This window comes from Salinivibrio sp. HTSP (assembly GCF_003390965.1).
GTDB lineage: Bacteria > Pseudomonadota > Gammaproteobacteria > Enterobacterales > Vibrionaceae > Salinivibrio > Salinivibrio kushneri.
In genome coordinates this window covers 20,328-45,363 of sequence record NZ_PXUD01000004.1, presented here as the reverse complement: position 1 = coordinate 45,363, position 25,036 = coordinate 20,328, and the positions used below count along the sequence as shown (strand labels likewise).

At 51.3% G+C, this 25,036-nt stretch carries 25 protein-coding genes; 17 read left to right on the top strand and 8 right to left on the bottom strand.

The window, feature by feature from the left end:
- Window positions 1-24: 24 nt before the first annotated feature.
- The 8 genes from malT (at window position 25) to C7A19_RS00990 (ending at window position 10,886) form a co-directional block, all read left to right on the top strand.
- A complete protein-coding gene (malT, locus tag C7A19_RS01025; protein WP_116643914.1) occupies window positions 25-2,733 on the top strand; it encodes an HTH-type transcriptional regulator MalT in 2,709 nt (902 codons plus the stop codon).
- Between the two features lie 191 nt (window positions 2,734-2,924).
- The gene (pulA, locus tag C7A19_RS01020; protein ID WP_116643913.1) at window positions 2,925-5,801 is read left to right on the top strand and encodes a pullulanase-type alpha-1,6-glucosidase; all 2,877 of its coding nucleotides are present in this window, start codon (window positions 2,925-2,927) and stop codon (window positions 5,799-5,801) included.
- Between the two features lie 329 nt (window positions 5,802-6,130).
- Complete coding sequence (locus tag C7A19_RS15835; protein ID WP_116643912.1) at window positions 6,131-7,897, top strand: PAS domain S-box protein; 1,767 nt, start codon at window positions 6,131-6,133, stop codon at window positions 7,895-7,897.
- A gap of 82 nt (window positions 7,898-7,979) precedes the next feature.
- Window positions 7,980-8,909, top strand: a complete 930-nt coding sequence (locus tag C7A19_RS01010) for a DUF368 domain-containing protein (protein WP_116643932.1) — start codon at window positions 7,980-7,982, stop codon at window positions 8,907-8,909.
- A gap of 3 nt (window positions 8,910-8,912) precedes the next feature.
- Entirely contained in the window at window positions 8,913-9,392 is a 480-nt protein-coding gene (locus C7A19_RS01005; RefSeq protein ID WP_116643911.1) for a hypothetical protein, read from the top strand.
- Window positions 9,389-9,976: an SCO family protein gene (locus C7A19_RS01000; protein WP_077649850.1), complete on the top strand. Its 588-nt coding sequence runs from the start codon at window positions 9,389-9,391 to the stop codon at window positions 9,974-9,976. The genes C7A19_RS01005 and C7A19_RS01000 overlap by 4 nt, the downstream gene beginning before the upstream one ends.
- A gap of 2 nt (window positions 9,977-9,978) precedes the next feature.
- Window positions 9,979-10,455: a copper chaperone PCu(A)C gene (locus C7A19_RS00995; protein WP_116643910.1), complete on the top strand. Its 477-nt coding sequence runs from the start codon at window positions 9,979-9,981 to the stop codon at window positions 10,453-10,455.
- A gap of 185 nt (window positions 10,456-10,640) precedes the next feature.
- The gene (locus C7A19_RS00990; protein ID WP_077457827.1) at window positions 10,641-10,886 is read left to right on the top strand and encodes an Lpp/OprI family alanine-zipper lipoprotein; all 246 of its coding nucleotides are present in this window, start codon (window positions 10,641-10,643) and stop codon (window positions 10,884-10,886) included.
- Between the two features lie 83 nt (window positions 10,887-10,969).
- Here C7A19_RS00990 and C7A19_RS00985 read toward each other — a convergent pair whose 3' ends face one another.
- Entirely contained in the window at window positions 10,970-12,052 is a 1,083-nt protein-coding gene (locus C7A19_RS00985; protein WP_346330219.1) for a L,D-transpeptidase family protein, read from the bottom strand.
- Entirely contained in the window at window positions 12,024-12,452 is a 429-nt protein-coding gene (locus tag C7A19_RS00980) for a hypothetical protein (protein WP_077457829.1), read from the bottom strand. The genes C7A19_RS00985 and C7A19_RS00980 overlap by 29 nt, the downstream gene beginning before the upstream one ends.
- Before the next feature lie 408 nt (window positions 12,453-12,860).
- On the opposite strand from C7A19_RS00980, the gene C7A19_RS00975 reads away from it, so the two are divergent.
- Complete coding sequence (locus C7A19_RS00975; protein WP_116643909.1) at window positions 12,861-13,514, top strand: hypothetical protein; 654 nt, start codon at window positions 12,861-12,863, stop codon at window positions 13,512-13,514.
- Here C7A19_RS00975 and C7A19_RS00970 read toward each other — a convergent pair.
- On the bottom strand, window positions 13,511-15,208 hold the full coding sequence (locus tag C7A19_RS00970; RefSeq protein WP_116643908.1) for an SgrR family transcriptional regulator: 1,698 nt from the start codon (window positions 15,206-15,208) through the stop codon (window positions 13,511-13,513). The genes C7A19_RS00975 and C7A19_RS00970 overlap by 4 nt on opposite strands.
- 208 nt (window positions 15,209-15,416) lie before the next feature.
- Here C7A19_RS00970 and C7A19_RS00965 point away from each other — a divergent pair, with 208 nt between their 5' ends.
- Entirely contained in the window at window positions 15,417-15,935 is a 519-nt protein-coding gene (locus C7A19_RS00965) for a hypothetical protein (protein WP_116643907.1), read from the top strand.
- On the opposite strand, the gene C7A19_RS00960 is transcribed toward C7A19_RS00965, so the two are convergent.
- Together C7A19_RS00960 and C7A19_RS00955 are read right to left on the bottom strand one after the other, a co-directional pair.
- A complete protein-coding gene (locus tag C7A19_RS00960) occupies window positions 15,932-16,159 on the bottom strand; it encodes a DUF3820 family protein (protein WP_077457835.1) in 228 nt (75 codons plus the stop codon). The genes C7A19_RS00965 and C7A19_RS00960 overlap by 4 nt on opposite strands.
- Window positions 16,160-16,176: 17 nt before the next feature.
- A complete protein-coding gene (locus C7A19_RS00955; protein ID WP_069362915.1) occupies window positions 16,177-16,716 on the bottom strand; it encodes an NUDIX hydrolase in 540 nt (179 codons plus the stop codon).
- A 183-nt stretch (window positions 16,717-16,899) separates the two neighbouring features.
- On the opposite strand from C7A19_RS00955, the gene C7A19_RS00950 reads away from it, so the two are divergent.
- From C7A19_RS00950 to C7A19_RS00940, 3 genes are all read left to right on the top strand, one after another.
- On the top strand, window positions 16,900-18,051 hold the full coding sequence (locus tag C7A19_RS00950; protein ID WP_077486637.1) for an HD-GYP domain-containing protein: 1,152 nt from the start codon (window positions 16,900-16,902) through the stop codon (window positions 18,049-18,051).
- A 74-nt stretch (window positions 18,052-18,125) separates the two neighbouring features.
- Window positions 18,126-18,557, top strand: a complete 432-nt coding sequence (locus C7A19_RS00945; RefSeq protein ID WP_077457841.1) for a DUF3010 family protein — start codon at window positions 18,126-18,128, stop codon at window positions 18,555-18,557.
- Between the two features lie 21 nt (window positions 18,558-18,578).
- Window positions 18,579-19,103: a methylated-DNA--[protein]-cysteine S-methyltransferase gene (locus C7A19_RS00940; protein WP_116643906.1), complete on the top strand. Its 525-nt coding sequence runs from the start codon at window positions 18,579-18,581 to the stop codon at window positions 19,101-19,103.
- A 7-nt stretch (window positions 19,104-19,110) separates the two neighbouring features.
- On the opposite strand, the gene C7A19_RS00935 is transcribed toward C7A19_RS00940, so the two are convergent.
- Both C7A19_RS00935 and pdsO read right to left on the bottom strand, forming a co-directional pair.
- Complete coding sequence (locus tag C7A19_RS00935; protein ID WP_077486635.1) at window positions 19,111-19,539, bottom strand: GNAT family N-acetyltransferase; 429 nt, start codon at window positions 19,537-19,539, stop codon at window positions 19,111-19,113.
- 93 nt (window positions 19,540-19,632) lie between these two features.
- Window positions 19,633-20,349 (bottom strand): sortase-associated OmpA-like protein PdsO, encoded by a 717-nt coding sequence (gene pdsO, locus C7A19_RS00930; protein ID WP_158011734.1) that lies wholly within the window; start codon window positions 20,347-20,349, stop codon window positions 19,633-19,635.
- Window positions 20,350-20,554: 205 nt separating this feature from the next.
- Between pdsO and pdsR the strand changes: the two genes are divergently transcribed.
- The 4 genes from pdsR (at window position 20,555) to C7A19_RS00910 (ending at window position 24,552) form a co-directional block, all read left to right on the top strand.
- Entirely contained in the window at window positions 20,555-21,253 is a 699-nt protein-coding gene (pdsR, locus tag C7A19_RS00925) for a proteobacterial dedicated sortase system response regulator (RefSeq protein WP_077486633.1), read from the top strand.
- The gene (gene pdsS / locus C7A19_RS00920) at window positions 21,250-23,475 is read left to right on the top strand and encodes a proteobacterial dedicated sortase system histidine kinase (RefSeq protein ID WP_116643905.1); all 2,226 of its coding nucleotides are present in this window, start codon (window positions 21,250-21,252) and stop codon (window positions 23,473-23,475) included. Before pdsR ends, pdsS begins: the two co-directional genes overlap by 4 nt.
- A 111-nt stretch (window positions 23,476-23,586) precedes the next feature.
- A complete protein-coding gene (locus C7A19_RS00915) occupies window positions 23,587-24,255 on the top strand; it encodes a glutathione S-transferase N-terminal domain-containing protein (RefSeq protein ID WP_116643904.1) in 669 nt (222 codons plus the stop codon).
- Window positions 24,256-24,345: 90 nt separating this feature from the next.
- Entirely contained in the window at window positions 24,346-24,552 is a 207-nt protein-coding gene (locus C7A19_RS00910; protein WP_116643903.1) for a DUF1289 domain-containing protein, read from the top strand.
- On the opposite strand, the gene C7A19_RS00905 is transcribed toward C7A19_RS00910, so the two are convergent.
- On the bottom strand, window positions 24,520-24,897 hold the full coding sequence (locus tag C7A19_RS00905) for a hypothetical protein (protein WP_077457877.1): 378 nt from the start codon (window positions 24,895-24,897) through the stop codon (window positions 24,520-24,522). The two genes, C7A19_RS00910 and C7A19_RS00905, sit on opposite strands and share 33 nt — an antisense overlap.
- Window positions 24,898-25,036: the final 139 nt, after the last annotated feature.

The following is a 25,036-nucleotide window of genomic DNA, read 5'->3' as shown; positions in this document are numbered from 1 at the left end:
ATTTGTAGTGAAGGACAGTGTCTTATGTGGATCCCATCAAAGCTGACTCGGCCTGGACGGCTTTATAACGCGATATTGCGCCCGCGAGTGCTCGATATTTTACAACAAGCCCCCCACTATAAGCTGGTGCTGTTTCGCTCTCCGGCCGGTTATGGCAAAACCACCATGGCTGCCCAGTGGCTCGCCGATCAACCCAATGTCGGTTGGTTTAGCATTGATGACAGTGATAACGACAGCTTTCGCTTCATAAACTATTTATTACAAGCGTTGCACCAAGCCACCCAAGAAGGCTGTGCCAATACGATAAAACTGGCGGAAAAACGCCAATTCTCATCACTTCGTGCGCTCTTGTCTGATGTTTTTGCCGAACTGGCCGGGTTTCACGCCACCAGCTATTTGGTGCTGGACGACTATCAACTGGTTGATAACGAAGAAATCCATGAAGCGATGCGCTTTTTCATCAAGCACATGCCAGAGAACCTCACGTTAGTGGTGACGTCACGCGCTAACCCACCACTGGGCACCGCGAACTTACGCGTGCGAGACCTGATGATCGAGATAGGCAACGAGCTTCTCGCGTTCGATAACGAAGAGACAACCCGGTTTTTCAACCAACGTATCGACGATGGCGTCGATGAATCGACCGCGAATGCCTTATGTACCTACGTCGAAGGTTGGCCATCCGCGCTGCAACTGATCGCCATTCAAGCGCAGCACCAAAAACGCACGCTAATGCAAAGCGCCGCCTCGTGTGCAGAATTTAACCATGCCCATCTTTGGGACTATCTAGCGGAAGAAGTCTTCGACTTGCTTGACACGGAGACACGTCAGTTTCTGATGAAAGTCTCAGTGTTAGAAATGTTCAATGATGAACTGGTTTTCGCCTTGACCGAGCGAGAAGACGCCCTGGGCATGCTTGAGTCACTGAATCGCTATGGTTTGTTTATCTATGCGCTGGAGGGGGATAACAATTGGTTCCGGTTTCACCATTTATTCGCGGAGTTTTTGGCCCACGAGCGCCAAGCCAGGATCCCCCACCAGCAACAAACCTTGCATCGACACGCGGCACTGGCTTGGCTAAAGCTGCAGTCCCCTCATCAAGCCTTGCGCCACGCACGCTATGCCAAAGACGATGCGTTGCTGGCCGATATTCTCAATCAACACGGCTGGCGTATGTTCAATCGTGGCGAACTATCCACACTCGAATCCGCGATTATCAAGCTCAGTGATGAGCTTTTATATCAATACCCCAATTTGAGCTTACTGCGTGCTTGGTTAGCACAAAGCCAACACAGGTATCACGAAGTTGGCGAGTTATTGGCCAGTGCCGAAAAGGCATATCAAGCCCGCGACATTCCACTGGATATTGATTACCAAGGCAATGCCAATGCCCTACTTGCCCAAGTAGCCATTAATGCCAATGAGCCTGAGCAGGCGATGCGGCTGGCAGAAAAAGCACTCGAGCAACTCGATAGCGCCAATTACCGTGGGCGTATTGTCGCGACCTCCGTGGTTGGCGAGGTGAATCATGTGCTCGGTGAACTGGATCGCGCTTTATCCATGATGCAACAAACGGAAAAGTTAGCGCGCCAGCATCAGGTATATCACCAAGCGCTGTGGGCCATTTTACAGCAAAGTGAAATTCTCCTGGCACAAGGCTATGTGCAAGCCGCGTTTGAGTTGCTCGACAGCGCCGATCAGCTCATTGAAGATCAGCAATTGCATCAAGTTCCTTTACATGAATTTGCTCTACGGCTTCGCGCCCAAATACTCTGGTGTTGGAACCGTCTGGATGAAGCTGAAGCCTGTGCGTATAAGGGGCTACAGGTTTTGGAAAACCAACCGCCGAGCAAGCATTTGCATAGTTACTCTATGCTCGCGCGCGTGGCTGTTAGTCGCGGTGAGTTAGATAAAGCGGCCAAAAGCATTGAGCACATAGAGCACCTTCTACGAGAATCAGTTTATCATGTTGATTGGACCGCTAACGCGTCACTCTCGCTATTGCTCTATTGGCACGCCAAAAACGAACTGACCAATATGGATGAGTGGTTACATCAAGCCGTTCGCCCCGCGACCGCCTGCAACCACTTTAGCCAGCTTCAGTGGCGAAACATTGCCCGCGCGCACCTGCATTTGGGTCAGTATGATCAAGCACGTCAAGCGGTCGATTTTCTGCGCCGCGAAGCGAACCGGGCCAACTTAGTGACGGATAAAAACCGCAATCTCATCGTCGAGGCCGTGCTCGCCAGTAAAGTGCAAGAGACGGAATACGCCAAAAGTCTCTTGCAAGATGCCCTGATCCTAACCAATCAAACCGGGATGATGGGTAACTTTTTAATCGAAGGTGATGCGCTCTCATCATTGCTGCACGCGTTGATTGAACAGCATGCGCTCGGCGCATTAGAGCGACATCGGGCACAGCAGCTATTAAAAGAAATCGCCAGCCATCAGCGCTCACGCTCCACCCACTTTGATGAAGCCTTTGTCGAAAAACTGGTCAAGCACCCTAACGTGCCAGAGCTAGTGCGAACCAGCTCACTGACGCAACGCGAATGGCAAGTGCTCGGCTTGATTTATTCCGGGTTTAGTAACGAGCAAATTGCTCATGAACTGGATGTCGCCGGCACCACCATCAAAACCCATATCCGTAACCTTTACCAAAAGCTCAATATTGCTAACCGTAAAGAAGCGGTCGTCACCGCCGAAAACCTCCTTCAGCTTATGGGTAACTAGTCAGCTATGCCTACGCCCCCAGACTTTTCGTGGGGGCGTAGTGGCCTTTCGCTCTCCCCCTACCTTTCGTGATATTTTGCTGAATTTCATCATCTTTTTTGTCATGACACTCTGAATTTTAACCCGATCACGCATGGTAGATGCTCACCTTGAGTAAGCTGCGCTCAGTATTGACACATGAGGAATAATCAATGAAGCGCACTCACTTTTTGCAACCGCTCGGCGCATCGTTTGCCGTTGCGACTATCATCGCTTTAACGGGTTGTAATACCGATAAAGAAACTAATCTCCCCCCAAGAGAAGTCGGTACCACAGACGCCAGTGTGCTATTTGCTGACGCCGATACCCTGCTCACCCACCAAACTAACGCCACCTCGCTCACCTTGTATTACTCCGCTGATGGCACGATGCACTATAACCCGGACACACAGCAGGTGGAAAACGCCACCGCGAGTGTCGAATCTACCCTTGCTACGCGCGATCATTGGCAAACATCGTTTCCCCATTTGCAAGGTAACGTCAAAGGGTTCGATTTTGACTTTGTTAGCGCCGATATTGCGCTAAAGCAATGGCTTAAAGGACAGCTTCTCGCTATCGCCAAAGACGGTGATACCGTATTAACCGCAACCGATGTGCAACCGGCCCGCGCGCTCGACGCCTTGTATGCCGAACACGCGGAAAAACTTAACTTTGGTGCCACGCCTAACACTGGACACACTGAGTTTCGTCTTTGGGCCCCTACCGCACAGCAAGTCTCGCTGGTGCCCTATCAATCGGCGAGCGAAAAAAACGGGCCAAAGCAGCGCAAAACGCCGATTAAAATGGACTTCGACGCCGAGTCAGGAAGCTGGCATGTCGCCACCACTGCGCTAAATCATGGCGACTATTACCGTTATCAACTGTCGGTTTATCACCCTGAAACACATCGCATCGAGCGTCTCGAAGTCACGGATCCTTACTCACATAGCTTGTCGACCAACTCCAGCTATTCACAGGTGGTCGATCTAAATGCGCCTGCGCTTAAACCCAGTGGTTGGGATACGCTGAGTACGCCTCACTCACAGCAAAACCCCACTAACAGCGTGATTTATGAGGCGCACGTGCGTGATTTTTCCGCGCTCGATCAATCTACCCCCCAAAACCTGCGCGGTAAGTACCTAGCTTTTACACAAAACACCACTGAGCCGGTCAAGCATTTAACCGCGCTTGCGCAATCCGGGGTCACCCATTTACATCTACTCCCCGTGTTTGATATTGCCTCTATCAACGAAGACGCGGCGCAGCGTATCGATTTAATCGACCGCTTCTCCGCGCTATGTGACAAAGCACCCTCGCTAAAAGATACCCCGAGGCTGGCCAGTGAGTGCGACAACCATCAAACCATCCAAGCGGCATTAACGGATTTAGCCGCCCAAGACAGTGCTGATACCCCCTATGTGCAAACGGTAATGGCGGCGATGCGTCAGTACGACAGCTTTAACTGGGGTTACGATCCTTTCCATTACACTGTGCCCGAAGGCAGTTATGCCACCGAACCTGAAGGCACCGCGCGTATCCTTGAGTTTCGTAAAATGATCATGGCCATCAAACAGAATATCGGCATGAATGTGGTGATGGACGTGGTCTACAACCACACCCACCAAGCAGGCTTAGGGCCCTATTCTGTGCTGGATAAAGTCGTGCCTTGGTATTATCAGCGCCTAAACCCCGTCACTGGTGACGTTGAGCAATCTACTTGCTGCTCGAATACAGCGCCTGAGCATCGTATGTTTGCCAAACTGATCGATGACTCAATTGCCACCTGGGTGAAAGACTACAAAATCGATGCCTTCCGTTGGGATTTAATGGGTCATCATCCGCTGGCCCAGATCGAGCACACACTTGCCGTTGTCCGCGCCATCAACCCAGATGTGTATTTCTATGGTGAAGGTTGGAACTTCGGTGAAGTCGCCAACGGTCGCCAGTTTGTCCAAGCCACCCAAGCAAACCTGGCAGGCACCGGCATTGGCTCGTTTTCTGATCGACTTCGGGATGCGGTTCGCGGCGGCGGTCCGTTCGATGGCGGCGAGTACCTGCGCAAAAACCAAGGCTTTGGTAATGGTCAATGGGTCGCCCCCAATGATTTGCAACAGCAAAGCAGCGAGGAAAGAGCCAGCGCCCTGCATAACGCCGATTTAGTCCGTTTGGGTATGGCGGGTAACTTAAAAGATTTTCAGTTACAAATTGCCAATGGTGATGTCGTGCGCGGTGACGAGGTTGATTACAACGGTCAACCGGCTGGCTACGCGCAAGATGCGTGGGAGATTCAAAACTATGTCTCCAAGCACGACAACCAAACCTTGTGGGATAACCATCAATACAAATTCCCTTACGCGATGCCGCTCGCAACACGCGTCCGCGCCCAAGCCGTGTCACTCTCAACCGCTCTGTTGGGACAAGGGGTGCCTTTTATCCACATGGGCAGCGAACTGCTTCGTTCAAAATCCATGCAACGTGACTCATATGATTCGGGCGATTGGTATAACCACGTCGACTTTACCCAACAAACCACGCAGTGGGATCAAGGGCTGCCGCGTGAAGATAAAGATGGCTACAACTGGCCAACGATTGAAACCGTGATTGCCAACCACAACAGCGAGGCCAAACCAACGCCACAGGCAATCAGCAACATGGACAGCTACTTTAATGAGCTGGTGGCGCTGCGTACGTCGTCAGGGCTGTTCAACCTGGGCCAAGGCAGTGTGATCAACCAATGTGTCAGCTTTCACAACACGGGCGCCTCACAAATCCCGGGGCTGATTGTGATGCTTCTTGATAACAGTGGCAGTCTGCACGACAGCTCGATGGATGCAACGCGTGACGGCATTATCGTCGCGATCAATGCCTCGAGCCTGGCCGTCAATGACTTTGCCAACATCGACGCCACCGGCTATCAGCTTCACAGCTTGCAAGCCAATGCGGGCAACGGCTCGATCGCGTATAACCAACAGGCCGCTCACGTAACCAACGGCAAGATCACTGTACCCGCTTGGTCCGTCGCCGTGTTCGAGAAACCTCATCAGCCTTAACCATCATTTGGGGGAGTGCGGCTCCCCCACTCCACTTGCCGCCCGGACATACAGGCTTAACGCCATCATCATCAACCTAGCCTTCCTTTAAAAAGCCGTTAAATACACGAGTTTTCTGCTCCGCGCTCGCGTTATTCATAGTGATATCAGTACTTGAACACGTTTTGACAGTGTTTCCTCGTTTTTGTATTGCTATTGGTATAAATGCTGATCGGTTCACTCAACACCCGAGTACAGGATGTGGTACGGTATTTATCTTCAATTGGAACCGAAATCACACTTAATCGGCCGCTAACGATGAAAGTGAGCGGTCAACAAGGAATAAGTTAATGTTAAAAGATTTGGTCGTTGACGGGCGCTATAAAAAAACGCTGGATCAGTCGATACACGCCATCATCACTATCGATGAGCAAAATCAAGTTATCTACTTCAACGACGCTGCGGAATCACTGTGGGGTTATCAACGTAATGAAGTAATGGGCAATAACGTGAAAATGCTCGTTCCAAGCGAAATTCGCGCCAGTCATGATAGCTTCATTGAACATCATCGTACCACTAACCAAGATCGTATCGTGGGTACATCTCGCGACGTCCAGCTCGAACGAAAAGACGGCTCACGCGTTTGGGTTAATATCTCACTCAACCAGATTAAACATCGGGGCAAGTACACTTATACCGCCTTTGTGCACGATATTTCGGCTCAAAAACAAGCCCAAGAAATAGTCAATCAAACGCTCGACCAAGCATTAGATGCCGTGGTGACCATTGACGGTAACAACATTGTTACCTTCGCCAACCGCTCTGCAGAGCGCTTGTGGGGATACACACGTGACGAGATATTAGGAAACAATGTCAAGATGCTGGTGCCAGAGCAACACCGTCATGAGCACGATGAACTGGTCAATAAAAACCGTCGGACTGGCATCAATAAAATAGTAGGTTCAACGCGAGAAGTGCCTGTAGTGCGTAAAAATGGTGAGCACCGTTGGGGCAGCTTTTCTATTTCAAAAATAGAACTCGACAACGAAATCCAATACACCGCATTTGTGAAAGACGTGACAGAAGAAGTAGAGCGTCGAGAAGAATTCAAAATGCTGTCAATGGTAGCGGATGAGACCGATAACTCAGTCATCATCACCGATGCCGACGGCTGTACACGCTATGTAAACCAAGGGTTCGAAAAGCTCACCGGTTACACGATGTCAGACATGCGCGGTAAAAAGCCAGGCACCATGTTGCAAGGGCCGGGGACCAACGCAGAGACAGTCGCAAAAATTTCACAGAAACTAAAAAATCGCGAGCCCTTTTACGACGAACTGCTCAACTATAACAAACAGGGTGAGGCCTATTGGATTTCTGTGTCTATCAATCCGATTTTTGATGACAACGGGCACTTATCTAGCTTTATTTCTATTCAAGCCGATATCACCGAAGCCAAGCAACGCTCATTGGAAGCAGAAAGACGTTTCGAAGCCATCAGTGTTAGTAACGGGATTATGCAATGGCGGCTTGACGGGACACCTGAATCCTTTAACTCCTATATGCTCACACGTTTACGCGCTGATACCTCGACCAACGCCCAGATCGCGACTAACAACCTGAAAACAATGCTGGGTGAACAAACCTTCCAAAAAGTGATTGCGGGCTCTCAGATCAAAGACGTCCTTCCTTTTAAAGCCGCCGATGGCAGTGAACGCCGCTTTGACACCGTGGTTGCCCCGATTTTTGATTCAGAAGGCAATCCTTTATACCTCGTCTCCTACGGAATCGATGTCACGAATCGAGCCCAAGCCGTCGAAGTAACGGAACAGGAAATGAATAAAGTGGAAACATCCAGTAATGAAATTCAGCAGATTATTGGCGTTATTAATGGGCTCGCGGATCAAACCAACCTTCTCGCGTTAAATGCCGCCATCGAGGCTGCACGTGCAGGCGAGTCAGGCCGAGGGTTTGCCGTCGTTGCAGATGAAGTACGTCAACTGGCTCAGCGCTCAGGAGAGTCTGCAGCAGAGATCCGCCGGCTGGTCGACCAAACCAACGAGCGCGTTCGCGCATTAGCCGATGCGCTTCAAAACCTCAATGAAGAGGGCAGTTAAGCAAAGGAAAAATAGCTAAACCTATCGCTGCTCATTTATCTCGGTATAATGCGCGTTTCGGCTTCTATCGATGAATAGCATTATGATCAAGAACCTGGTCTCAACTTACCTCAAAGGCATGGCGATGGGGGCTGCAGATGTGGTTCCTGGTGTCTCTGGCGGCACTATCGCATTTATTACTGGTATCTACACGCAGTTACTTGAGAGTATTCGGCGTATCACGCCGCGCCTTTTTACACTCTGGCACAAGGAGGGTTTCAAGGCCGTCTGGCACCATATCAACGGCACCTTTCTTTGTGTGCTCTTCGCCGGCATTCTGACCAGTATTGCCAGTTTGGCCAAAGGGATAAGCTGGATGCTCACCCATCACCCGATCCCACTGTGGTCGTTTTTCTTTGGCTTGATCATCGCTTCAGCGTTGCATATTGCCAAACAATTGCCCGCCCCCAGAATAAGCCCTAAAACCGTTCTCGCCGCACTGCTAGGGATCGGGTTTGCCTATTGGATTACTATTGCGAACCCGTTGCAGCTCACCGCCTCGCCGCTCACCGTCTTTCTCGCCGGCGCCATCGCGATTTGCGCTATGATTTTGCCAGGGATCTCTGGCAGTTTTATTCTGCTGTTGCTGGGGATGTACAGTCCGATACTAGATGCGGTTCATCAAACGCAGTTTGGCTTACTGGGATTATTTGCGGTGGGCGCGGTGACTGGCTTATTGACCTTTTCGCACCTGTTGTCATGGCTGCTGCGCCGCTACTACGCGCTAACGCTCGCGTTTCTGACCGGCCTGATGTTGGGCACGCTAGGTAAAATCTGGCCGTGGAAACACACGCTCACATGGCGTACCAACTCATCCGGTGAGCAAGTGCCTCTGATGCAAGATAACCTTCTGCCCGGTGCTTATGAGGCAATCGTGGGACACCCGGCACAAGTTAGCTTGGCCATCATTGCCATGATAGGTGGCTTTGTGCTGGTATTATTGCTGGAGCGTTTCTCGCCTAAGCAGGACTAAATAATGCATATATCACCCTCACAATCACCCGTGAGTCGCCCATTGTTTATCACTGTCGGTCTCTTAATGCTGGCAGTGATAGCTTTTTTTCTTCCCTCTTGGCTATCTGGCTTTTTCTCGACCGCTTCGAGTTCAACCGTCGCGCCAGCCGCCTACTGTTCGCTCAATCAGCAAACGTGCCAATACAAGGGTTATCAAGCCCACTTAGGCAATCCAATGGTTCATCCACTACACGCCAATACTCTCACGGTAACCGCCCCCCAGGCGCTTAACACGGATACCTTGCTCGTGAAGCTCCAAGGCGTCGAAATGAATATGGGGGAATATCGGCTGGTGCTTAAACAAACCGATAAACTGACTTACCAAGGGCAATTGATGCTGCCCGTTTGCACTGAAGACAGCATGACCTGGGCGGGAACCATTACACTTAATGATGATGCAAACACGCTATTCCCCATTAAAGTAAGCATGGAGCGACTATGAGTAAGAAAGCTTGGCTTGTCGCCATTATTGCCGTTTGTTTTGGCTTGGGTGCACGCGCGCTATTTGATCACTATCAAACGTCACAAAAGCAGGCACAAGCGGGTGCATTACAATCACAAGGGCAACCGTTTAACCTTTACAATACTGATGACCCACGTCCGCGCATTGTTTACTTCGGTTATACCCATTGTCCTGATGTTTGTCCCACCTCGCTCGCCGTACTATCTGCTGCGTTAAAATCGCTCCCTGAGTCGACACGAAACGCGGTGTCGCCAGTCTTTATCACTCTCGACCCAAAGCGTGATACCAGCGAAAAAGCCGCGGAGTATGCCCATTTTTTCCATCCGGCCATCACCGGCGTCAGTGGTTCAGAAGCACAAATCGCCCAGCTGGCAAAGCGCTACGGAGTTTTATATCGCATCACCGAGCTGGAAGACTCCGCCATGGACTATGCCGTTGACCATAGCTCCTTTTTTTATTTTCTCTCACCGAACGGTGAACTCGTAGAGAAAGTCCCTCACACCTTAAACCCTGAGATGCTGATCGCAGCGATTGAACGGGTGACTGATCAAAACAAGGAATAACAATGAAATCATTCAAATCTTTTATTGCCGCTATCGCTTTTATGGTTGCCCCATTGGTGCATGCCCATGGCGAGTTTTTTATTCATGATGCCTACGCGCGCGCCACTGCACCTGGCGCACCAAATAGCGCCGCTTTCATGATGCTCGATAATCAAAGCAAGATGCTAAAACGGGTGGTGAGTGCGAGTACACCGGCGGCGAAACGGGTAGAGTTGCATGAGCATGCCATGGTAGATGGCATGATGGAAATGCGACAAATTGCGCAAATCCTGGTACCTAAAGGCGAGCAAGTCACATTAAAGCCAGGAGGCCTGCATGTGATGCTATTTGATCTTACCCAGCCACTCAAAGTAGGCGAGCACATTTCGTTGACCTTAAACACCGCAGACGGTCATTCACTGACCAAGCAGATCCCAGTGAAATCAGTCATGGATGGTATGCAGCACCATAACGATGAGGGAAATCATCACCATGAATAGTCTTTAACGTGTCTCGATGGATGGGTCGAACAGCGCGTTAAATGTTAACTGTGTCAAGGTATGGCCGCCAAGTTGAGGATTCAGCAGCAAAATCCCCTATCACCGCCTATGGTAAAAGGTAGTCGCGCTTGCGCGTGACCCTTTTGACGTGATTGCTATCTCCAACAACAATAGCGAGGTTCTCTATGAAAATCCGTCCAATGGCGCTAGCAGCAATAGCTTCAACCGTGTTGCTCGTCGGCTGTACTAGCAACACCGCACTACAACAAAGTGTTGATGATTTATCCGCGAAAGTCGATGCGCTCTCTAACGACGTTTCTATGATGAAAAGCGACGTGAGTGATACCAAAGATACCTCTCAAATGGCCTATGACGAAGCCAAACGTGCTAACAAGCGCATTGATAATATGGCGCAGTCGTATACCAAGTAGCGTATCGACTTAAGCACCGACGACGCATTGAATAAACAAAACGGCGCAACGCCATGCGCCGTTTTCATGCTGTTATCTGACGTTTACTCCTCCGTTCGCCTCACTGGCTTGACATCTACGTCCGCACGCTCGAGACGTTGCCAGGCTCTCAACTGTGCTGGGGTCAGTGTCGCGATCTCTATCGGCACGCCTTCCTGAACCGATAACGCCGCTCGGTACCGCTGAGGTGACAATTCCAATCGCGCTAACATCGCTAACACCTGAGGATCAGGCTCAATCGACAAACGCGCTTTGGTCTCTTGTTCATTTTTTGACAAAGGACGATGGGCTTCTACCATCACGCGCCCATCAGGCTCAACGCTTAGCTTCGCGGGTTGATTAATTACCCTCACGGGAGTGTGAACGTCCACTTGCTCAAACAGCCATGCCACATCGTCAGGACGAAGTCGGATACAGCCCGCGCTGACTCGTAGCCCAATACCAAACGACTTATTCGTGCCATGAATTAAATACTCACCGTTACCGAAGCCCAACCTTAACGCATGCTCACCTAAGGGGTTGTTTGGTCCTGCCGGCACCACATCAGGCAAAATGATGCCGCGCTGTTTTTTATATTCCTCACGAATGCTCTGCGGTGGCGTCCACGTCGGATGTTCGCGCTTTTGGCTAATATAGGTGTTCATGGTGGGGGTTTCGCGCCCCACTCTACCAATCCCGATGGGGAATACATGAACAGCACGTTGAGCGTCTGTTGTTTCCCCTCCTGCTCTAGCGGCTGGCTCAGGGAAATAGTAAAGGCGTAACTCGGCAAGATTAATCACGATCCCCGAGTGAGGCGGTGAGGGCAGCAAGAGCTGATTGGGTAAGCGCACCAAAGCGCCGGGCTCAGGCAAGTAGGGATCCATTCCTGGGTTGAGCGCTAAAAGCGCTAGAAACCCCACATCATATTGTTTGGCAATGGCTTCTAAGTGCTCGCCCTCTTTGACGATGTGCGCCTCTGGATAGCCAACCAGTCGACTGCCGTCGGTGGGTAACGGATACTGGGTGGCAAACGCTGTTGGCACCGCTAACGCCCAAAGCATCGCACAGGCTAACCCCAGCGATGCAACCTTTTTATTAATCACAGACGAGAGTCGGCTAGAAATAAATCCGCGCCCCAGCGGCACCTTCAAACTCAATATCGCCTTTTTCCTCCCAATACCAAGTGGTGCCCGCCTCGGCGAACAGTTCCACATCCCCCGTACCCACCGGAAGCGTGACGCCGAGCCCTGCGCGTGGTCCCCACTGGTGCGTTGAATCATCTACCCACTGACCCCCCGCATAGACATACATAGGCGCATATTCCATCCGCCCAAGCCATTCACCCAAATTCCAAGTCCCATCGACGGCAACGCCCACCTTGTCGATGCCCGCTTGAATTTTAAATTGGTTTTGTTTCAAGGTCACGCCCGACATCGGCGAACCAAGGAAAACCCCCGCGGCAAGGCCATCAGCCGCGTATGAAGAAACGGGAAATGAGGCAACCGTCAACCAGACTGCTGCACGAAGCCAAAGGTTTAAATTCATGGTATTCCGTTGTATTACTGTGACATGCACACAGACAAAAGCAATTTTAGTGCCAACATAAGATAGCAATTGAATAGGCTCAGGTGTGTCTCCAAACAAGGCAATGAGTCGGTGATCGTCAAGGTGACTGGGTCAACGCATCACCCCGTCCCTTCCGAAGGAGGCAATAATCTGCCAATACGGGTAGACAAAAACATACAAACCATGCCGCTTGATTGGTCACAACATGGTACCGATCGCCATTCTGCTCCTCCCCGCGATGAGAAAGTGCGCACAAAGTAGCGTTTCTCCCTGATTTATTGGGCGATTTAAGTGATATACTGCATACTTTAGGCTGTGTGCCCTGATGAGTCCGCGCAACAGGGTGGCATCCGCGTTCAAGACGTTTTTGGTAGGAGTAACGGGTTTTTGTTAGATGATCTGGTCTCGCTGGCACTGCGCCAGTTTCAGCAAGATTGTGTCAAATTGTGCGAGCATCACTATCCGACGGTTCACAACCGGGGAATGCGTGATCCCCACATGGGCAAAGCACTCGCACGCCGACTCATGCGAGTGCTTGATGCACACGACAAGCCCGCAACGTTTCATTTGCTCGACGATACCCGCCCACATAGCCAAACCGTCTATCAACTACAACTTGATGGCAGCGCGATATACATACTCGCCCATCGCCTACTCAGCGGCAATAACGCTTGTCGTGATGCCCTGGTGCGTGACGTTGCTTGGCTACTGAATCATGGCATCACCAACCCGGCTGAGCCTGGACGCGTGATTGTGGTCAGTGATCACTGGATTGATCGCACCAACGCCAGTAAGGCCGTTCCTTCATGGTGGTTGGGACACCAGCCTATTCACGCAGACGCCTATCGCGCGCAAGGAATACGCCTGACCAGCGCGACATCGAGCCTTGCTGAGACCATCGCACCCTTAGGGTTAACTGAGGGGCGATATCGTATCTTTCACCCTTTTTTTCGCAAAAAAGATGGCTTACCGTTGCACAAATACCTTTTACTCACCGCCACGTTTCCGCTCGGTGTTGAAGAGGACAATAACAGTCTTTAATGTGGTTTGTGCCACACAGATTTAAAATCAAACCACCCCACTGCATTCGATGCCACATCTTGGAGATCTGGCGTTGCCATGACACCCATCCAAATATGAAACAACGGCACCATTTGATGCTCAACCAGACAACGGGCTAGGTGCTCAGCACAGCTATCATCTTGCGTGTCTCGCCAACGCTGCGTGTGACTTTCAATGGTTTTGAGCATGGGATCCGTGCAGGCACTCAATACCAGATCATGCGTCCCCAGCCAGTTGAATAACCCTGCCTGTCCGCGTTCTCCAAAGCTCATCGCCCCTAACCAGATATCGATTTTGCGGCCATATTGACCACTAAAATAGTCGGTAGGTGACAATGCCAGGGTTTTCACTTGAATACCATCCTCAAGTAAGTGCGCGTGTATTGCCTTGGCGATAAGGGGGTAGAGAGGATGATCAGATAAATACGCCACGGTCAATGACGTTGGCGACGGCACGACCGGTGACATGGACGAAAGGCCATGATGCATCCAACCTGGCATCAGTCCATACGCATTGAACAATCGGTATTCACCCATGCCACAATGCGCCAAGCGTGGAAGTAGTTGCAGCGACGACAGCTTGGCATGTAGGTATTCACGCCATGCGGGTTGCTTTGCTAATCCATCGCGACAATTCAACAATAAATAACCGGCCCCCTGATCCATCTCTAACTTTTGACTCAACGTCGTTTGATGGCTGGCTAATCGCTCCGGCGTCAGTGAGGTACTGGGAGTGAGATAGCACATTGCCGCCTCATCAAACACCATAATCTGGATCTCATCGGTCAGGGCACGATAACCAAAATAATCATCAAATGCCTCGAGAACTAAGCGGTGTGGCTGTTTCTCTGCCACGCGATAAGGGCCCGTCCCAATCGGTTGATAACTACTGGATTGAGCTTGGTGGCGATCGGCAGGACGAATGACTGCCTCTGGCAAGGTAAGCGCGTGATCAAACCTTGGGTCGGGGGACGAAAGGTGCACATCGATCATCCGCGGACCCGGCGAGTCAACGCGCGAAAGATGAGCAAAAAAACGCCGCGTAGAAAGCGCAGATAGGCTCGCTATCACATCCTGCTCGCGCATTAGCTGACCATCATGGAAGCGGACACCAGGACGCAGGTAAAACCGCCAATGAGTCGGCGACAACGCCTCCCAATGGTGGGCTAAGTCCGGCGTTACGATACGTTCACTACCACGATAACGCACCAAGCCATTAAAAATTTGCCCGACCAAGTGCTGCTCTGAACGACGCAAAGGTTCGCGTGGATCCAGCGTCTCGAGTTGACGGTAATAGGGCAGGCGAACAATTTGCCGCCCATTTTGCGTGCTCGGCCCCATCTGTTTTTGAATTAAGGCGGCGAGCTTGGTGGAGTCATGATCAAGGCACGCCAACGCTTGATCCATTTTGCCCTGCGCCAACCAATGTGCTGCCTGCTCTTCTCGCAGTGCCATTTCACTTCGCAAAAATGCCAAACGAGAGAGCTTCCCTCGCCCTACGGAAGGCTGCCAGGTCAGCCACCCTTGCTCTTCTAGCTTGCTGAGCACCATTCGCGCATTACGCCGCGTACAGACCAAAATATCCGCCACAGCTTGCAAGGTTGTATCAGTGCTTTCACCATTGAAATGATGATAAAGGCGGGAGAACTGTGCACGTAGCCGCTGTCCAGACATAAAAGGGGAACCTAAATGCAGTATCAGTCATTGTCGATACTTCCTATTTTACGCGACAACAGCCGCTCCGTCTGCCCAGTTTAAACGCAATCAGATTGGGGCTGTGATCTCTGGCAGGCTTTATTGTCGGGTGCTATCGCGCAGCGATTGTTATTTCTGCTCACTCCGTTATGATGCCTGTTGATTGTTGTTATCGCATGTGGTGTTTATGGACGCGTCTGAAATTATTTCCCATTTTGATGTTAAACAACGCTGGATGGCATGCCACGTAAAAAAAGCGCAATTCCCAACCCAAGAAAGCCTCGCGGGCTTTGATATCTATTACGCCGCCGCTCAGCCTCCTCAACCTTTCGAGCCACCCAGCGTACCGGACAAACAACCGCTAACGCTATATTGGGTCAACAACCACCCACTGATGATTCAATACGCCAAGCTTCAGGCGCAACAGTGGCCAGAATCAGATCGCGCCACTATGCTCGCTTACTTTGCCCAGCTTGCGCTTGAAGATGGCGTTGAAATTGACGACGCCACGGTAACGCTATGCATCGGCACTCAAAACGGGGAAACCTGTGCCGCCGCCATGCGAGTCGATACAGTGTTAGACGGTCAAGCAGTCAGTGGTATTTATGATCTGATTGCCCCCAGTGACGACGCCCGCGCACAACTTCTTTATGCACTCAGTCAGAAGATCAACGGCGACGACAGGGTGTGGGTCATCGACCGCTAGTGGGCGGGACGAAGATTCTTGAGAGGGTGAACCACTTCCTCAAGCCCTTCCACTTTGAGGGCCAGGCACAGCTTCATCAGTTCTCCTAACTCGCCTTTCGGAAATTCGGCTTTGTTTTGAAACCACAATAGATATTCTTCAGGCAGATCAATCAATACACGGCCTGCGTACTTGCCAAACGGCATGGGCATGTTGGCCAGTTTAATCAGTTGCGCTTTGTCCATGAAGCATACCTTGTCGATTACGCCGTGGCTTGTTGGGTGTTCTCACGCTGCTGAGCAATCATTTCAAGCAACATGGTTTCTCGCACCAACGACTGGCCAGCTTTCTCGCTGTTCGCCATCACTGCTTTGTTATGCGCAATTGCATGGTCAATGCTCACCCACACCGGCCGCATACCGTTATTGATTTCATAGTGCTCAAAGGTCGGTGTGCCGAGATCACGATCAACGCGGCAGTAAAAACAATACGACAGCATATGCATCACATCCGCACCATCACGATACCAAGGGCGGTACTCTTCAAAACAGCCAAACGGGCGAATATCTCGAATCTGTTGCGCGCCTGTCTCTTCTTCTAACTCACGGATCATAGCTTGCTCTGGCGTTTCGCCCTCATCCATACCGCCACCTGGCAGTGAGTAATCATCATAGCGTGCGGTATACATCAGCAAAATCTCATCACCATCTAACGCGATGGCTCGCGCAGCATTTCGCTTGATAATGGCTTTGTCTTCCAGCGGTAGCACCCGCTCATCCGTATGTTTGGCTATGATTTGCATAGTTACTCGCGTCATTAAAAAAAAGGCGCACAAGGATACCACACATAGCGCATTACAGAGCGGATGATCTTGCGCGCACAAAAACTTAATTTTCGCCGCATTTAAATAGCGTGGGTACGCCCTTTGAGCAATACTGTTTCCGATATTCATATCGGGATGATTATGTAGGAAGGACAATCTAGGATGTTGCAAAAAATTGGTATACAGCAGCTAACCCTTGGCATGTATGTTGAACACATCGAAACTGAACACTCCCGCACACGTATGGCAAAACCTGGCTATGTGCGTCGACCTGAAACGATTGAAAAGCTGCGTCAAAGTGGGGTGAAGCATATTTGGGTTGATGCGGACCAACTATTAAACCTGGATGAGATCCACTACAAAGGCCCTTTGGTCAGAGGGAAGTATGCCGCGACAGGCGCGGATATGGAAAAAGCCCGAGAATTAATCGATGCCTCAAAACAACAGCTTTGTCGGTTATTAAAAGATATCTACGCCAATAAGCCTATCGATATGACGCCTATCGAGGATTTAGGGCTCAGTATTGTTGATAATATCTTTGAACGACAGCACGCCGTTGCCTGGATCAGCGGTATTCGCGACAAGAGTGCTTACCTGATGGAGCACTCGCTCAATGTAGCCTTTTTGTTGGTGAGTTTTGGCAGGCATCTGGGGTTTGATCACGCGACTTTGCAAGAGCTTGCCGTCGGTGGATTAGTGCACGATATCGGTAAAGTGCTGGTTGCCGATGACGTGCTCAATAAACCGGGAAAACTGACCGCTGAAGAGTTCGACCACATGAAACTCCACCAAGTTTTTTCTCAGCCAGTACTGGATAGTATCCCTGACCTCTCACAAATCGCTCGCGATGTAAGCTTGATGCATCATGAAAAGCTTGATGGCAATGGCTACCCTAACGGATTACAAGGTGAAGAAATACATACGATTGGCCGCATGAGTGGCATTGTCGATATCTATGATGCGCTCACCGCCGATCGTTGCTATAAGCGAGCCATGTCACCGGCAGAAGCGTTTAAAATCATGATGGGACTGACTCCGTTTCATTTGGATCCCACTTTGTTGCGTGCGTTTATTCAGTGTATTGGCTTTTATCCGATTGGTTCGTTAGTGGAACTTGTCGATGGGCGTATTGGTTTAGTGTGGCAAGAGAACCTTGATGACATCACGCGTCCAGTTGTGAAAACCTTCTACTCCGTGCGCAGTAACCATTTTCGCGACGTCGAGTATATTGATCTCGATAAGCGCCATGATTTGCGTATCGCCCGCGCCACCAGCGAGAAAGCGCTTGATATCAATGTCGATGCATTTCGTTAATCCTGTGACGAGGCGAAGGCTTTTGCGTATACTGCCCTCCCTCAGTGACAATGCCTTAAGATAGAGAGAGAAAAATGAGAGTTTGCGCGGTTGATTTAAAAGCGAATGAAGCGAACCTGGTCTTGCTAGATAGTGACAATCATTTGTTTTCGGTGCCTGAGTGTCGAGCCAAGAAAATTACGCTGCCCTCGCCAGAAGCCCAAGAGAGTATTCAACATTTCCATCGCACCATGAGCAAGCTCATCGAAGACTATCAAGTGGATAAAATCGTTATCCGTGAGCGCCAGACCAAAGGCAAATTTGCAGGTAGTAGTGCGGGCTTTAAAATGGAAGCTGTTTTGCAACTGATCGAAGGCGTTGACGCCGAAGTCTTCTCCTCCAACGTGATGAAACAAACGCTAAAACGTCATCCCATCGATGTAAACTTAAAAGAGCTAGGCTTAAAGCAATTTCAGGAAAATGCCTTTCTTACCGCTTGCGCCTATTGTAATCAAGACAAGAAATAACGTGCCGAACACGGAGGTACCATGAGCAAGAGAGCCTACTCTTCCCCTCTGGGGCCATTAACATTGCTAGCCAATAACCAGGGATTAACCGCTCTGTACCTCCCTAACCGCGCACCGAATCATACTGATCACGTCAGTTCGCCAGAAAGCGGCGCTATTCTCGAGCTGGCCTGCCACCAACTTGATGAATACTTTGCAGGCACTCGACAGTTATTCTCGGTGCCTCTTGCCCCGCAGGGGACAGCCTTTCAGCAGCGCGTATGGCAGGCACTGCAATCGATCTCTTTTGGTGAAACGGCCAGTTACCAAGCGATCTCGCATCTGATCGGTAATCCAAAAGCCAACCAAGCTGTAGGCAGTGCCAATGGCAAAAATCCGATTTCTATTATTATCCCTTGTCATCGGATTATTGGCCGCCAAGGACAGTTGGTCGGCTATGGAGGGGGATTAACCGCCAAACGCGCATTGCTGACTTGGGAAGCAACAGGCAAGTGGCCCGACGCTGTTTCGAGCGAACTGAGCAGCACAGATCCCGCCCTGCCTTAGCATCTGCTCACGCGGCCAGCGGTTTGATCAACCGTTCTGGGGTCAGCTGAAAACCACAGTGCATATAAAAACTCTGCGCATCTTCCTTGTGGTAACTTGGAACCACTTCAATGTGATCACACCCTCTTGCTATCAGCGCCTGCTCGGCAGCGACGAGCAGTTGACGCCCCAACGTCATATCACGGAATGGTTCGTCAACAATAATGGTGCTAATGCGCCCCATGTGGCCTGATAAACCTAATTGTGGGATCACCTGACAGACCACCACACCCGCCACCAAGCCGCAAAGCTCGGCCACGCTGACTGACACCAAGTCTTGATTAAGTAAGTGCCTGATATGGCGCTGCATCTGACGCTTGTCTACGTTATCTGACTGGCAAAGTGCGCAGAGTTGGCTAATGGCATCGATGTCTTTATCAATGGCTTGTCTTATCATTATCGTCTTCCTTGTTTGGGTTACCCCACCCGCAGACTGCTGGCTCAATCTACCGATGAGGCGTTGTGTTGTAAAAAGCGCGGGGATGGGTGACTAACGCTGAGCGGTTGGCGTATCCGCCATACGGCTTACCGTCACACGGCGGTCAAAGAAAAAGCCCTCATTTCCCGCTTGATTATCCAGTGGCTGACTGTCCCCATACGCCACCGTGTTGAGCTGATGCGGATCCACACCTAACGAGACGAGATAATCTTTGACTGCCTGCACGCGGCGTTCCGACAGTGCTTGGTTATAGCCTTGACGCCCTCTTGGGTCGGCATAGCCTGCGAGTTGCCATTGCGCATTTGGCATTTGTTGAATAAACCCGGCTAGCTCGTCGAGCTGGATCATAAAGTGCGGCTCGATATCTGCTGAGCTGGTGCGAAACTGAATATTCATCGCCAAGGCAAGATCGTCCACCTGATGCTGCGCACTGCGCAAACGCGCGAGTTCAAGCTGCGCTTCATTGTATTTTTGGCTAATCCGACTCAGTGATTGATTCTCGTCTCGGATCGTTTGAATCGTCTCACCCTGCTCGTCGGCCAAGTCTTCATAGCTGGCATTTTGTCCCATCACGGTGCCAATAATGGCCCCTGCAACCGCGCCGACAGGGCCTGCCACCACCGCTCCTGCGATGGCACCGCTTCCCATCCCGATCAACTCAGGCTGTTTATTGCGTTCAACCTCACTGGCGGCCATCCCTTGTGGTGTGGCGACCGCGAACATTGAAACGGCGAATACAGAGTGTGTAAGTGCTTTTTTGATATCCATAATGTCCTCGAAAGTGTGGTTGTTGTGCCGTGCTGGCGATGAGGACATTAAAACAAGCCGATCAGGCATTTTGCGGGAGTAAAAATGGCAATCTGGCGATCAATAGTGGCAAAAAAATGGCAATTGACGTTTCATGCGCGAAGAGGGTTTTCTCTGCACACAGTTTGGGTATAGTCATCACAACGCAAGATACGAAGACAGAGTTATGAAACACATCGCGATAGTGGAAGATGACGCGGCGATCCGAGAAAACTACGCCGATGTTATTCGCCGCCAGGGTTACCAAGTCCATACCTACCAAGACCGGCCCAGCGCGCAGGTGGCCTTTGAGCGGCAATTGCCCGACCTAGCGATCATTGATATAGGCTTAGGCAATGAAATCGATGGGGGGTTTGCCCTTTGCCAATCCCTCCGCGCCTTGTCGGCGACGGTGCCGATTATATTCCTCACCGCGCGCGACAGTGACATTGATACCGTGGTTGGGTTGCGGATGGGCGCGGATGATTACCTCACCAAGGATGTGTCTTTGCCGCATTTAATGGCACGTATTGCCGCCTTGTTCCGTCGCTCAGACTTATTGGCACAAAGCCCGTCTAAAGCGGATAAGCGTCTCCAGTGTGGCCCTCTTGACCTCGACCTGGACCGGATGCGGGTCTATTGGCATGACCAACTGATTGATCTCACCGTGACCGAATTTTGGATGGTACACGCCCTCGTCAAACGACCCGGGCATGTTAAAAGCCGTCAAGCGCTCATGGATGAAGCACATGCTGTGGTGGATGACAGCACTATCACCTCACACATTAAACGAATTCGTAAGAAATTCATGGTGGTTGATAAGCAGTTTGATTGCATCAGTACCGTTTATGGCATGGGCTACCGTTGGGATGAGGCCCCCGAATGATCGCGAAGTTACACCCGCTTGCGCGTCGCGTATGGCAACACCTGGCTGGGATCCGTACCAAAATAGTGGTGCTATCGAGCTTTTTGCTGCTGTTGCCCTATCTGGGGTACCAATATGTGTGGGAGATGGAAACCGTACTACGACAAGGGCAAGAGCAAACCTTGATGGGGACGGCACGCGCCTTTGCCATGGGGATGAATGACCGACCGGCGCTCTTTGCTTATCGGCAAACGCCCTCAAAGCTGGAACCAGGAAAGGATCTCCACGCTTTTCGTCTTAACCACCCCATCAGGTTGGATGGCGACTTGAGCGACTGGCACCCAGATCGCCATCATCAACGCCTTTACCAGCGTGATGGCCTGATTTTTAACCAAGTCCCCTACCAGAGTGACCAATTGGCGTTGTCAGTGCTCACCGGCAGCAATACCGATTCTGTTTATTTCGGTCTCAATGTCACCGATACGACGCCAACCCCAGCTCAGAAAAAGGGAGATATAACCAGCCAAGATCACTTGATTATCGCGCTCACATCCCCTCAAGGGGCGTTTTATCGCGTCGCGCTCAGCCAAGCCCGCAACAGCGATAATGCCCATATCACTCATCTCGCCAATGGGCTACCGGAGCGGGCTGATGAGATCACGATGGAAGGCCCCGCTCAGCCCTTGCCCATCGCGGCAAAATGGCAAGCGACAGAAAAAGGGTACAGCATTGAAGTGAAACTCCCCGCCAATTGGATTGGCCAGCAGCTGGCGCTTGCCTATTATGATCGCGGCAATGGTTTCGAGCGGCCACTTAACGCCATCATCGGCAGTGCTTCAACGCGCTCGCCCACCACTCTGGGCAGCTTTATGATGCCCTCGGCCGCTATCCAATCTCTGATTGAGCGAATGAATAACGACGCCTCGCGCGTTTGGGTCGTCGACAAACACAGTCGCGTGCTCGCCAAAGATGGCGATATTCAAACCTCCAATGGCGTTTGGCAGCCTCAGTCGCCTTCAGACCAACCAGAGGGGTTGATCCCCTGGATAACCGACACACTACTGCGCCCCTGGTATGACCGCTTGCTCGTGACGCCACCCGATCACTTCATCGACGCCATGCAGCAAGCCTCTATTTACCAAGGCGTGCAGGCACAGCAAGCGTTGCAAGGACGGCCCTATGCGGGTTGGCGCAGCTCGGACGATAACCAAGCGATGATCTTATCGGCCGCCTATCCTATCTGGCTCGACGACCGTGTCGCCGGTGCGGTGATCGTCGAAGAGACCACCAACGGCATTCGCAGTTTACGTAATGACGCATTGGAAACCCTGTTTTCCGTCATGCTGGCAGTGATTTGTACCGGAGTGCTGTTGCTGCTGTTATTTGGATCCCATATCGCCAAGCGCTTACGCCGCCTCCAACACGAGGCCGACCACGCTATCGATAGCCAAGGCCGAGTCACCGGCGCCATAACCACCACGCATAGCCATGACGAGATTGGCCGGCTGTCACGCACCATGGCCGACATGGTCAGCCGAATTGCCGGGTATAATCACTACTTGGAAGCCATGAGTTCGCGGTTATCCCACGAGCTACGCACGCCGATTGCCGTGGTGCGATCCTCGCTTGAGAACATGGCCTACACCCAGGAAAACCCAGAGCATTTAACCTACATTAATCGCGCGCAAGATGGGGTTCAGCGCCTCGCGGGGATTTTATCGACGTTAACCGAGGCCACCCGCCTAGAGCAGAGCTTTGATAACGCTGACAAGGAGACAGTGGATCTCAATGCCCTACTAGAAGGCTGTACCCAAGGCTACGAATGCGCATACCCTGATAAGGTGTTCATCTTACGGCTGCCCGATCATGCTGTTGAAGTATTGGGGGTTCCCGACTACCTTGCGCAGTTGCTAGACAAGCTTGTGTCCAACGCCGTGGAATTTGATGATGGGACAGCGCCTATCTCACTGACGCTGTCACAAGATGCCCATCAGTCAGCCATGACAGTAAGCAACTGCGGCCCTTTACTTCCCGAGCACATGCGTGAGCAGTTATTCAGTTCAATGGTCAGCGTTCGCCCCGACGGTCATGGCAGCGATAAACCGCATCTCGGCCTTGGCTTGTATATTGCGCGACTGATTGCCGATTTTCACCAAGCGACACTAATAGCTGAGAATCGGCCGCAACAAGATGGCGTGACACTGTCACTAGTGTGGTCAAATAGCCAGGTGCTCACACGATGATTGATCTCAACCACATTGGCCCCAATACTGATTAGTGGAGCCCCGGATTGGTAAGGGGCCGGTTTTTTACGGGATCACTCACCGCGTGACACCCCCGAGCAAGGAGCCAATATGATTGAATTTTATTCTGCTGCGACACCTAACGGGCAAAAAGTGGCGATTGCGCTAGAAGAAATGGGGCTGGATTATCAACTCCACAGCGTTGATCTCATGGCCAATGAGCAAAAACAGCCCGATTTTTTAGCCATCAACCCCAACGGTCGTATTCCCGCGATTGTCGATAGAGCCAATGGCGACTTTCCTGTCTTTGAGTCCGGAGCAATTTTACTTTATCTCGCCGAAAAAACGGGGCAATTCTTACCCAGCGATCCCAAGGCGCGCTCACAGACAATTCAGTGGCTGATGTTCCAAATGGGAGGCGTGGGGCCAATGATGGGGCAAGCCAATGTCTTCTATCGCTATTTCCCAGAGACGATCCCCGCTGCGATTGAACGCTATCAAAAAGAGGGGCGCCGCCTGCTTGAAGTGGTCGATAAGCAACTGCAACAGCACCCTTACTTGGCAGGAGAGAGCTATACCATTGCTGATATGGCCACGTGGCCGTGGGCGAGGATCCATGAATGGAGCGGTGTCGATGTTAGCGGGTTAGACGCGCTACAAGCGTGGCTAGACAAGCTCGCCGCGCGTTCTGCTTGTCAAAAAGCATTACTGACTCCCGCGCCTGATGAGGCAACAGACGATGAACGGGCCGAGCAGGTACGTGGCATGGTGACGCGATAGCAAACTCGCTATACTAACGCGTCATGTTCGTGTCAGACAGGCAGCCTATCAGCTGTCTGTCTGCTAGTTTGGTCGTTTTGAGGAGGTCGCGTGTTAACACCTTGCATTGGTCACTGTCGGCGTGAAGAAGACATTTGCCTCGGTTGCAAGCGCACGCTTGACGAAATTGTTCGCTGGGGAAAAATGACGGACACTGAGCGCGAAATCATTATGTTAGAGCTGGGAAATCGACCAGACCCTTGCCCTACTGACCCGCCTCGCCGCTCACGAAACCCGTTCAAGCGCCGTACTGGCTGAAGGGGCAAGCGGTTTGCGATACTCGATAATCACCGTACTGCCCTCATAATGCACGGCTTCAATCGCCCCATCGACGATCACTTTACTGGTCACGAGCACGTCTTGCTCGACCTGTTCGCGGTCGCGTAAGCTGGGGAGAACCTTGTTCGGTTCAACGCCCATCGCCTGACAAAACGCAAACACAAACCGGCTGTCAAGGACGGCATCGCCGTGAATGCACCGCGAAAAGCTAAGGTGGCTGATCTCAAGCTTTTTCGCCATTTCTATCTGGGTAATCCGAGCTTTCGCTTTATAAGACATCCATGTCTCGTACAAAGCCTGTCTGTCTTGATCATTAAACGTCATCACGGTGTCCACTGGCTATCGTTTAAAAGCCACTAGCCTAGCAACCCAGTACGCCACAATGTCAGCACGGGGTAAACGGCGAGTAAATCTTGCTGGAATCGAGCAGCTCGGTTAGGATCCAAGAGCCCTGATCAGATAA

Excerpts from the sequence above, each read along its gene's own strand:
- malT (WP_116643914.1), top strand. The coding sequence starts at position 25 with ATGTGGATCCCATCAAAGCTGACTCGGCCTGGACGGCTTTATAACGCG.
- pulA (WP_116643913.1), top strand. The coding sequence starts at position 2,925 with ATGAAGCGCACTCACTTTTTGCAACCGCTCGGCGCATCGTTTGCCGTT.
- C7A19_RS15835 (WP_116643912.1), top strand. The coding sequence starts at position 6,131 with ATGTTAAAAGATTTGGTCGTTGACGGGCGCTATAAAAAAACGCTGGAT.
- C7A19_RS01010 (WP_116643932.1), top strand. The coding sequence starts at position 7,980 with ATGATCAAGAACCTGGTCTCAACTTACCTCAAAGGCATGGCGATGGGG.
- C7A19_RS01005 (WP_116643911.1), top strand. The coding sequence starts at position 8,913 with ATGCATATATCACCCTCACAATCACCCGTGAGTCGCCCATTGTTTATC.
- C7A19_RS01000 (WP_077649850.1), top strand. The coding sequence starts at position 9,389 with ATGAGTAAGAAAGCTTGGCTTGTCGCCATTATTGCCGTTTGTTTTGGC.
- C7A19_RS00995 (WP_116643910.1), top strand. The coding sequence starts at position 9,979 with ATGAAATCATTCAAATCTTTTATTGCCGCTATCGCTTTTATGGTTGCC.
- C7A19_RS00990 (WP_077457827.1), top strand. The coding sequence starts at position 10,641 with ATGAAAATCCGTCCAATGGCGCTAGCAGCAATAGCTTCAACCGTGTTG.
- C7A19_RS00980 (WP_077457829.1), bottom strand. The coding sequence starts at position 12,452 with ATGAATTTAAACCTTTGGCTTCGTGCAGCAGTCTGGTTGACGGTTGCC.
- C7A19_RS00970 (WP_116643908.1), bottom strand. The coding sequence starts at position 15,208 with ATGTCTGGACAGCGGCTACGTGCACAGTTCTCCCGCCTTTATCATCAT.
- C7A19_RS00965 (WP_116643907.1), top strand. The coding sequence starts at position 15,417 with ATGGACGCGTCTGAAATTATTTCCCATTTTGATGTTAAACAACGCTGG.
- C7A19_RS00960 (WP_077457835.1), bottom strand. The coding sequence starts at position 16,159 with ATGGACAAAGCGCAACTGATTAAACTGGCCAACATGCCCATGCCGTTT.
- C7A19_RS00955 (WP_069362915.1), bottom strand. The coding sequence starts at position 16,716 with ATGCAAATCATAGCCAAACATACGGATGAGCGGGTGCTACCGCTGGAA.
- C7A19_RS00950 (WP_077486637.1), top strand. The coding sequence starts at position 16,900 with ATGTTGCAAAAAATTGGTATACAGCAGCTAACCCTTGGCATGTATGTT.
- C7A19_RS00945 (WP_077457841.1), top strand. The coding sequence starts at position 18,126 with ATGAGAGTTTGCGCGGTTGATTTAAAAGCGAATGAAGCGAACCTGGTC.
- C7A19_RS00940 (WP_116643906.1), top strand. The coding sequence starts at position 18,579 with ATGAGCAAGAGAGCCTACTCTTCCCCTCTGGGGCCATTAACATTGCTA.
- C7A19_RS00935 (WP_077486635.1), bottom strand. The coding sequence starts at position 19,539 with ATGATAAGACAAGCCATTGATAAAGACATCGATGCCATTAGCCAACTC.
- pdsO (WP_158011734.1), bottom strand. The coding sequence starts at position 20,349 with ATGGATATCAAAAAAGCACTTACACACTCTGTATTCGCCGTTTCAATG.
- pdsR (WP_077486633.1), top strand. The coding sequence starts at position 20,555 with ATGAAACACATCGCGATAGTGGAAGATGACGCGGCGATCCGAGAAAAC.
- pdsS (WP_116643905.1), top strand. The coding sequence starts at position 21,250 with ATGATCGCGAAGTTACACCCGCTTGCGCGTCGCGTATGGCAACACCTG.
- C7A19_RS00915 (WP_116643904.1), top strand. The coding sequence starts at position 23,587 with ATGATTGAATTTTATTCTGCTGCGACACCTAACGGGCAAAAAGTGGCG.
- C7A19_RS00905 (WP_077457877.1), bottom strand. The coding sequence starts at position 24,897 with ATGACGTTTAATGATCAAGACAGACAGGCTTTGTACGAGACATGGATG.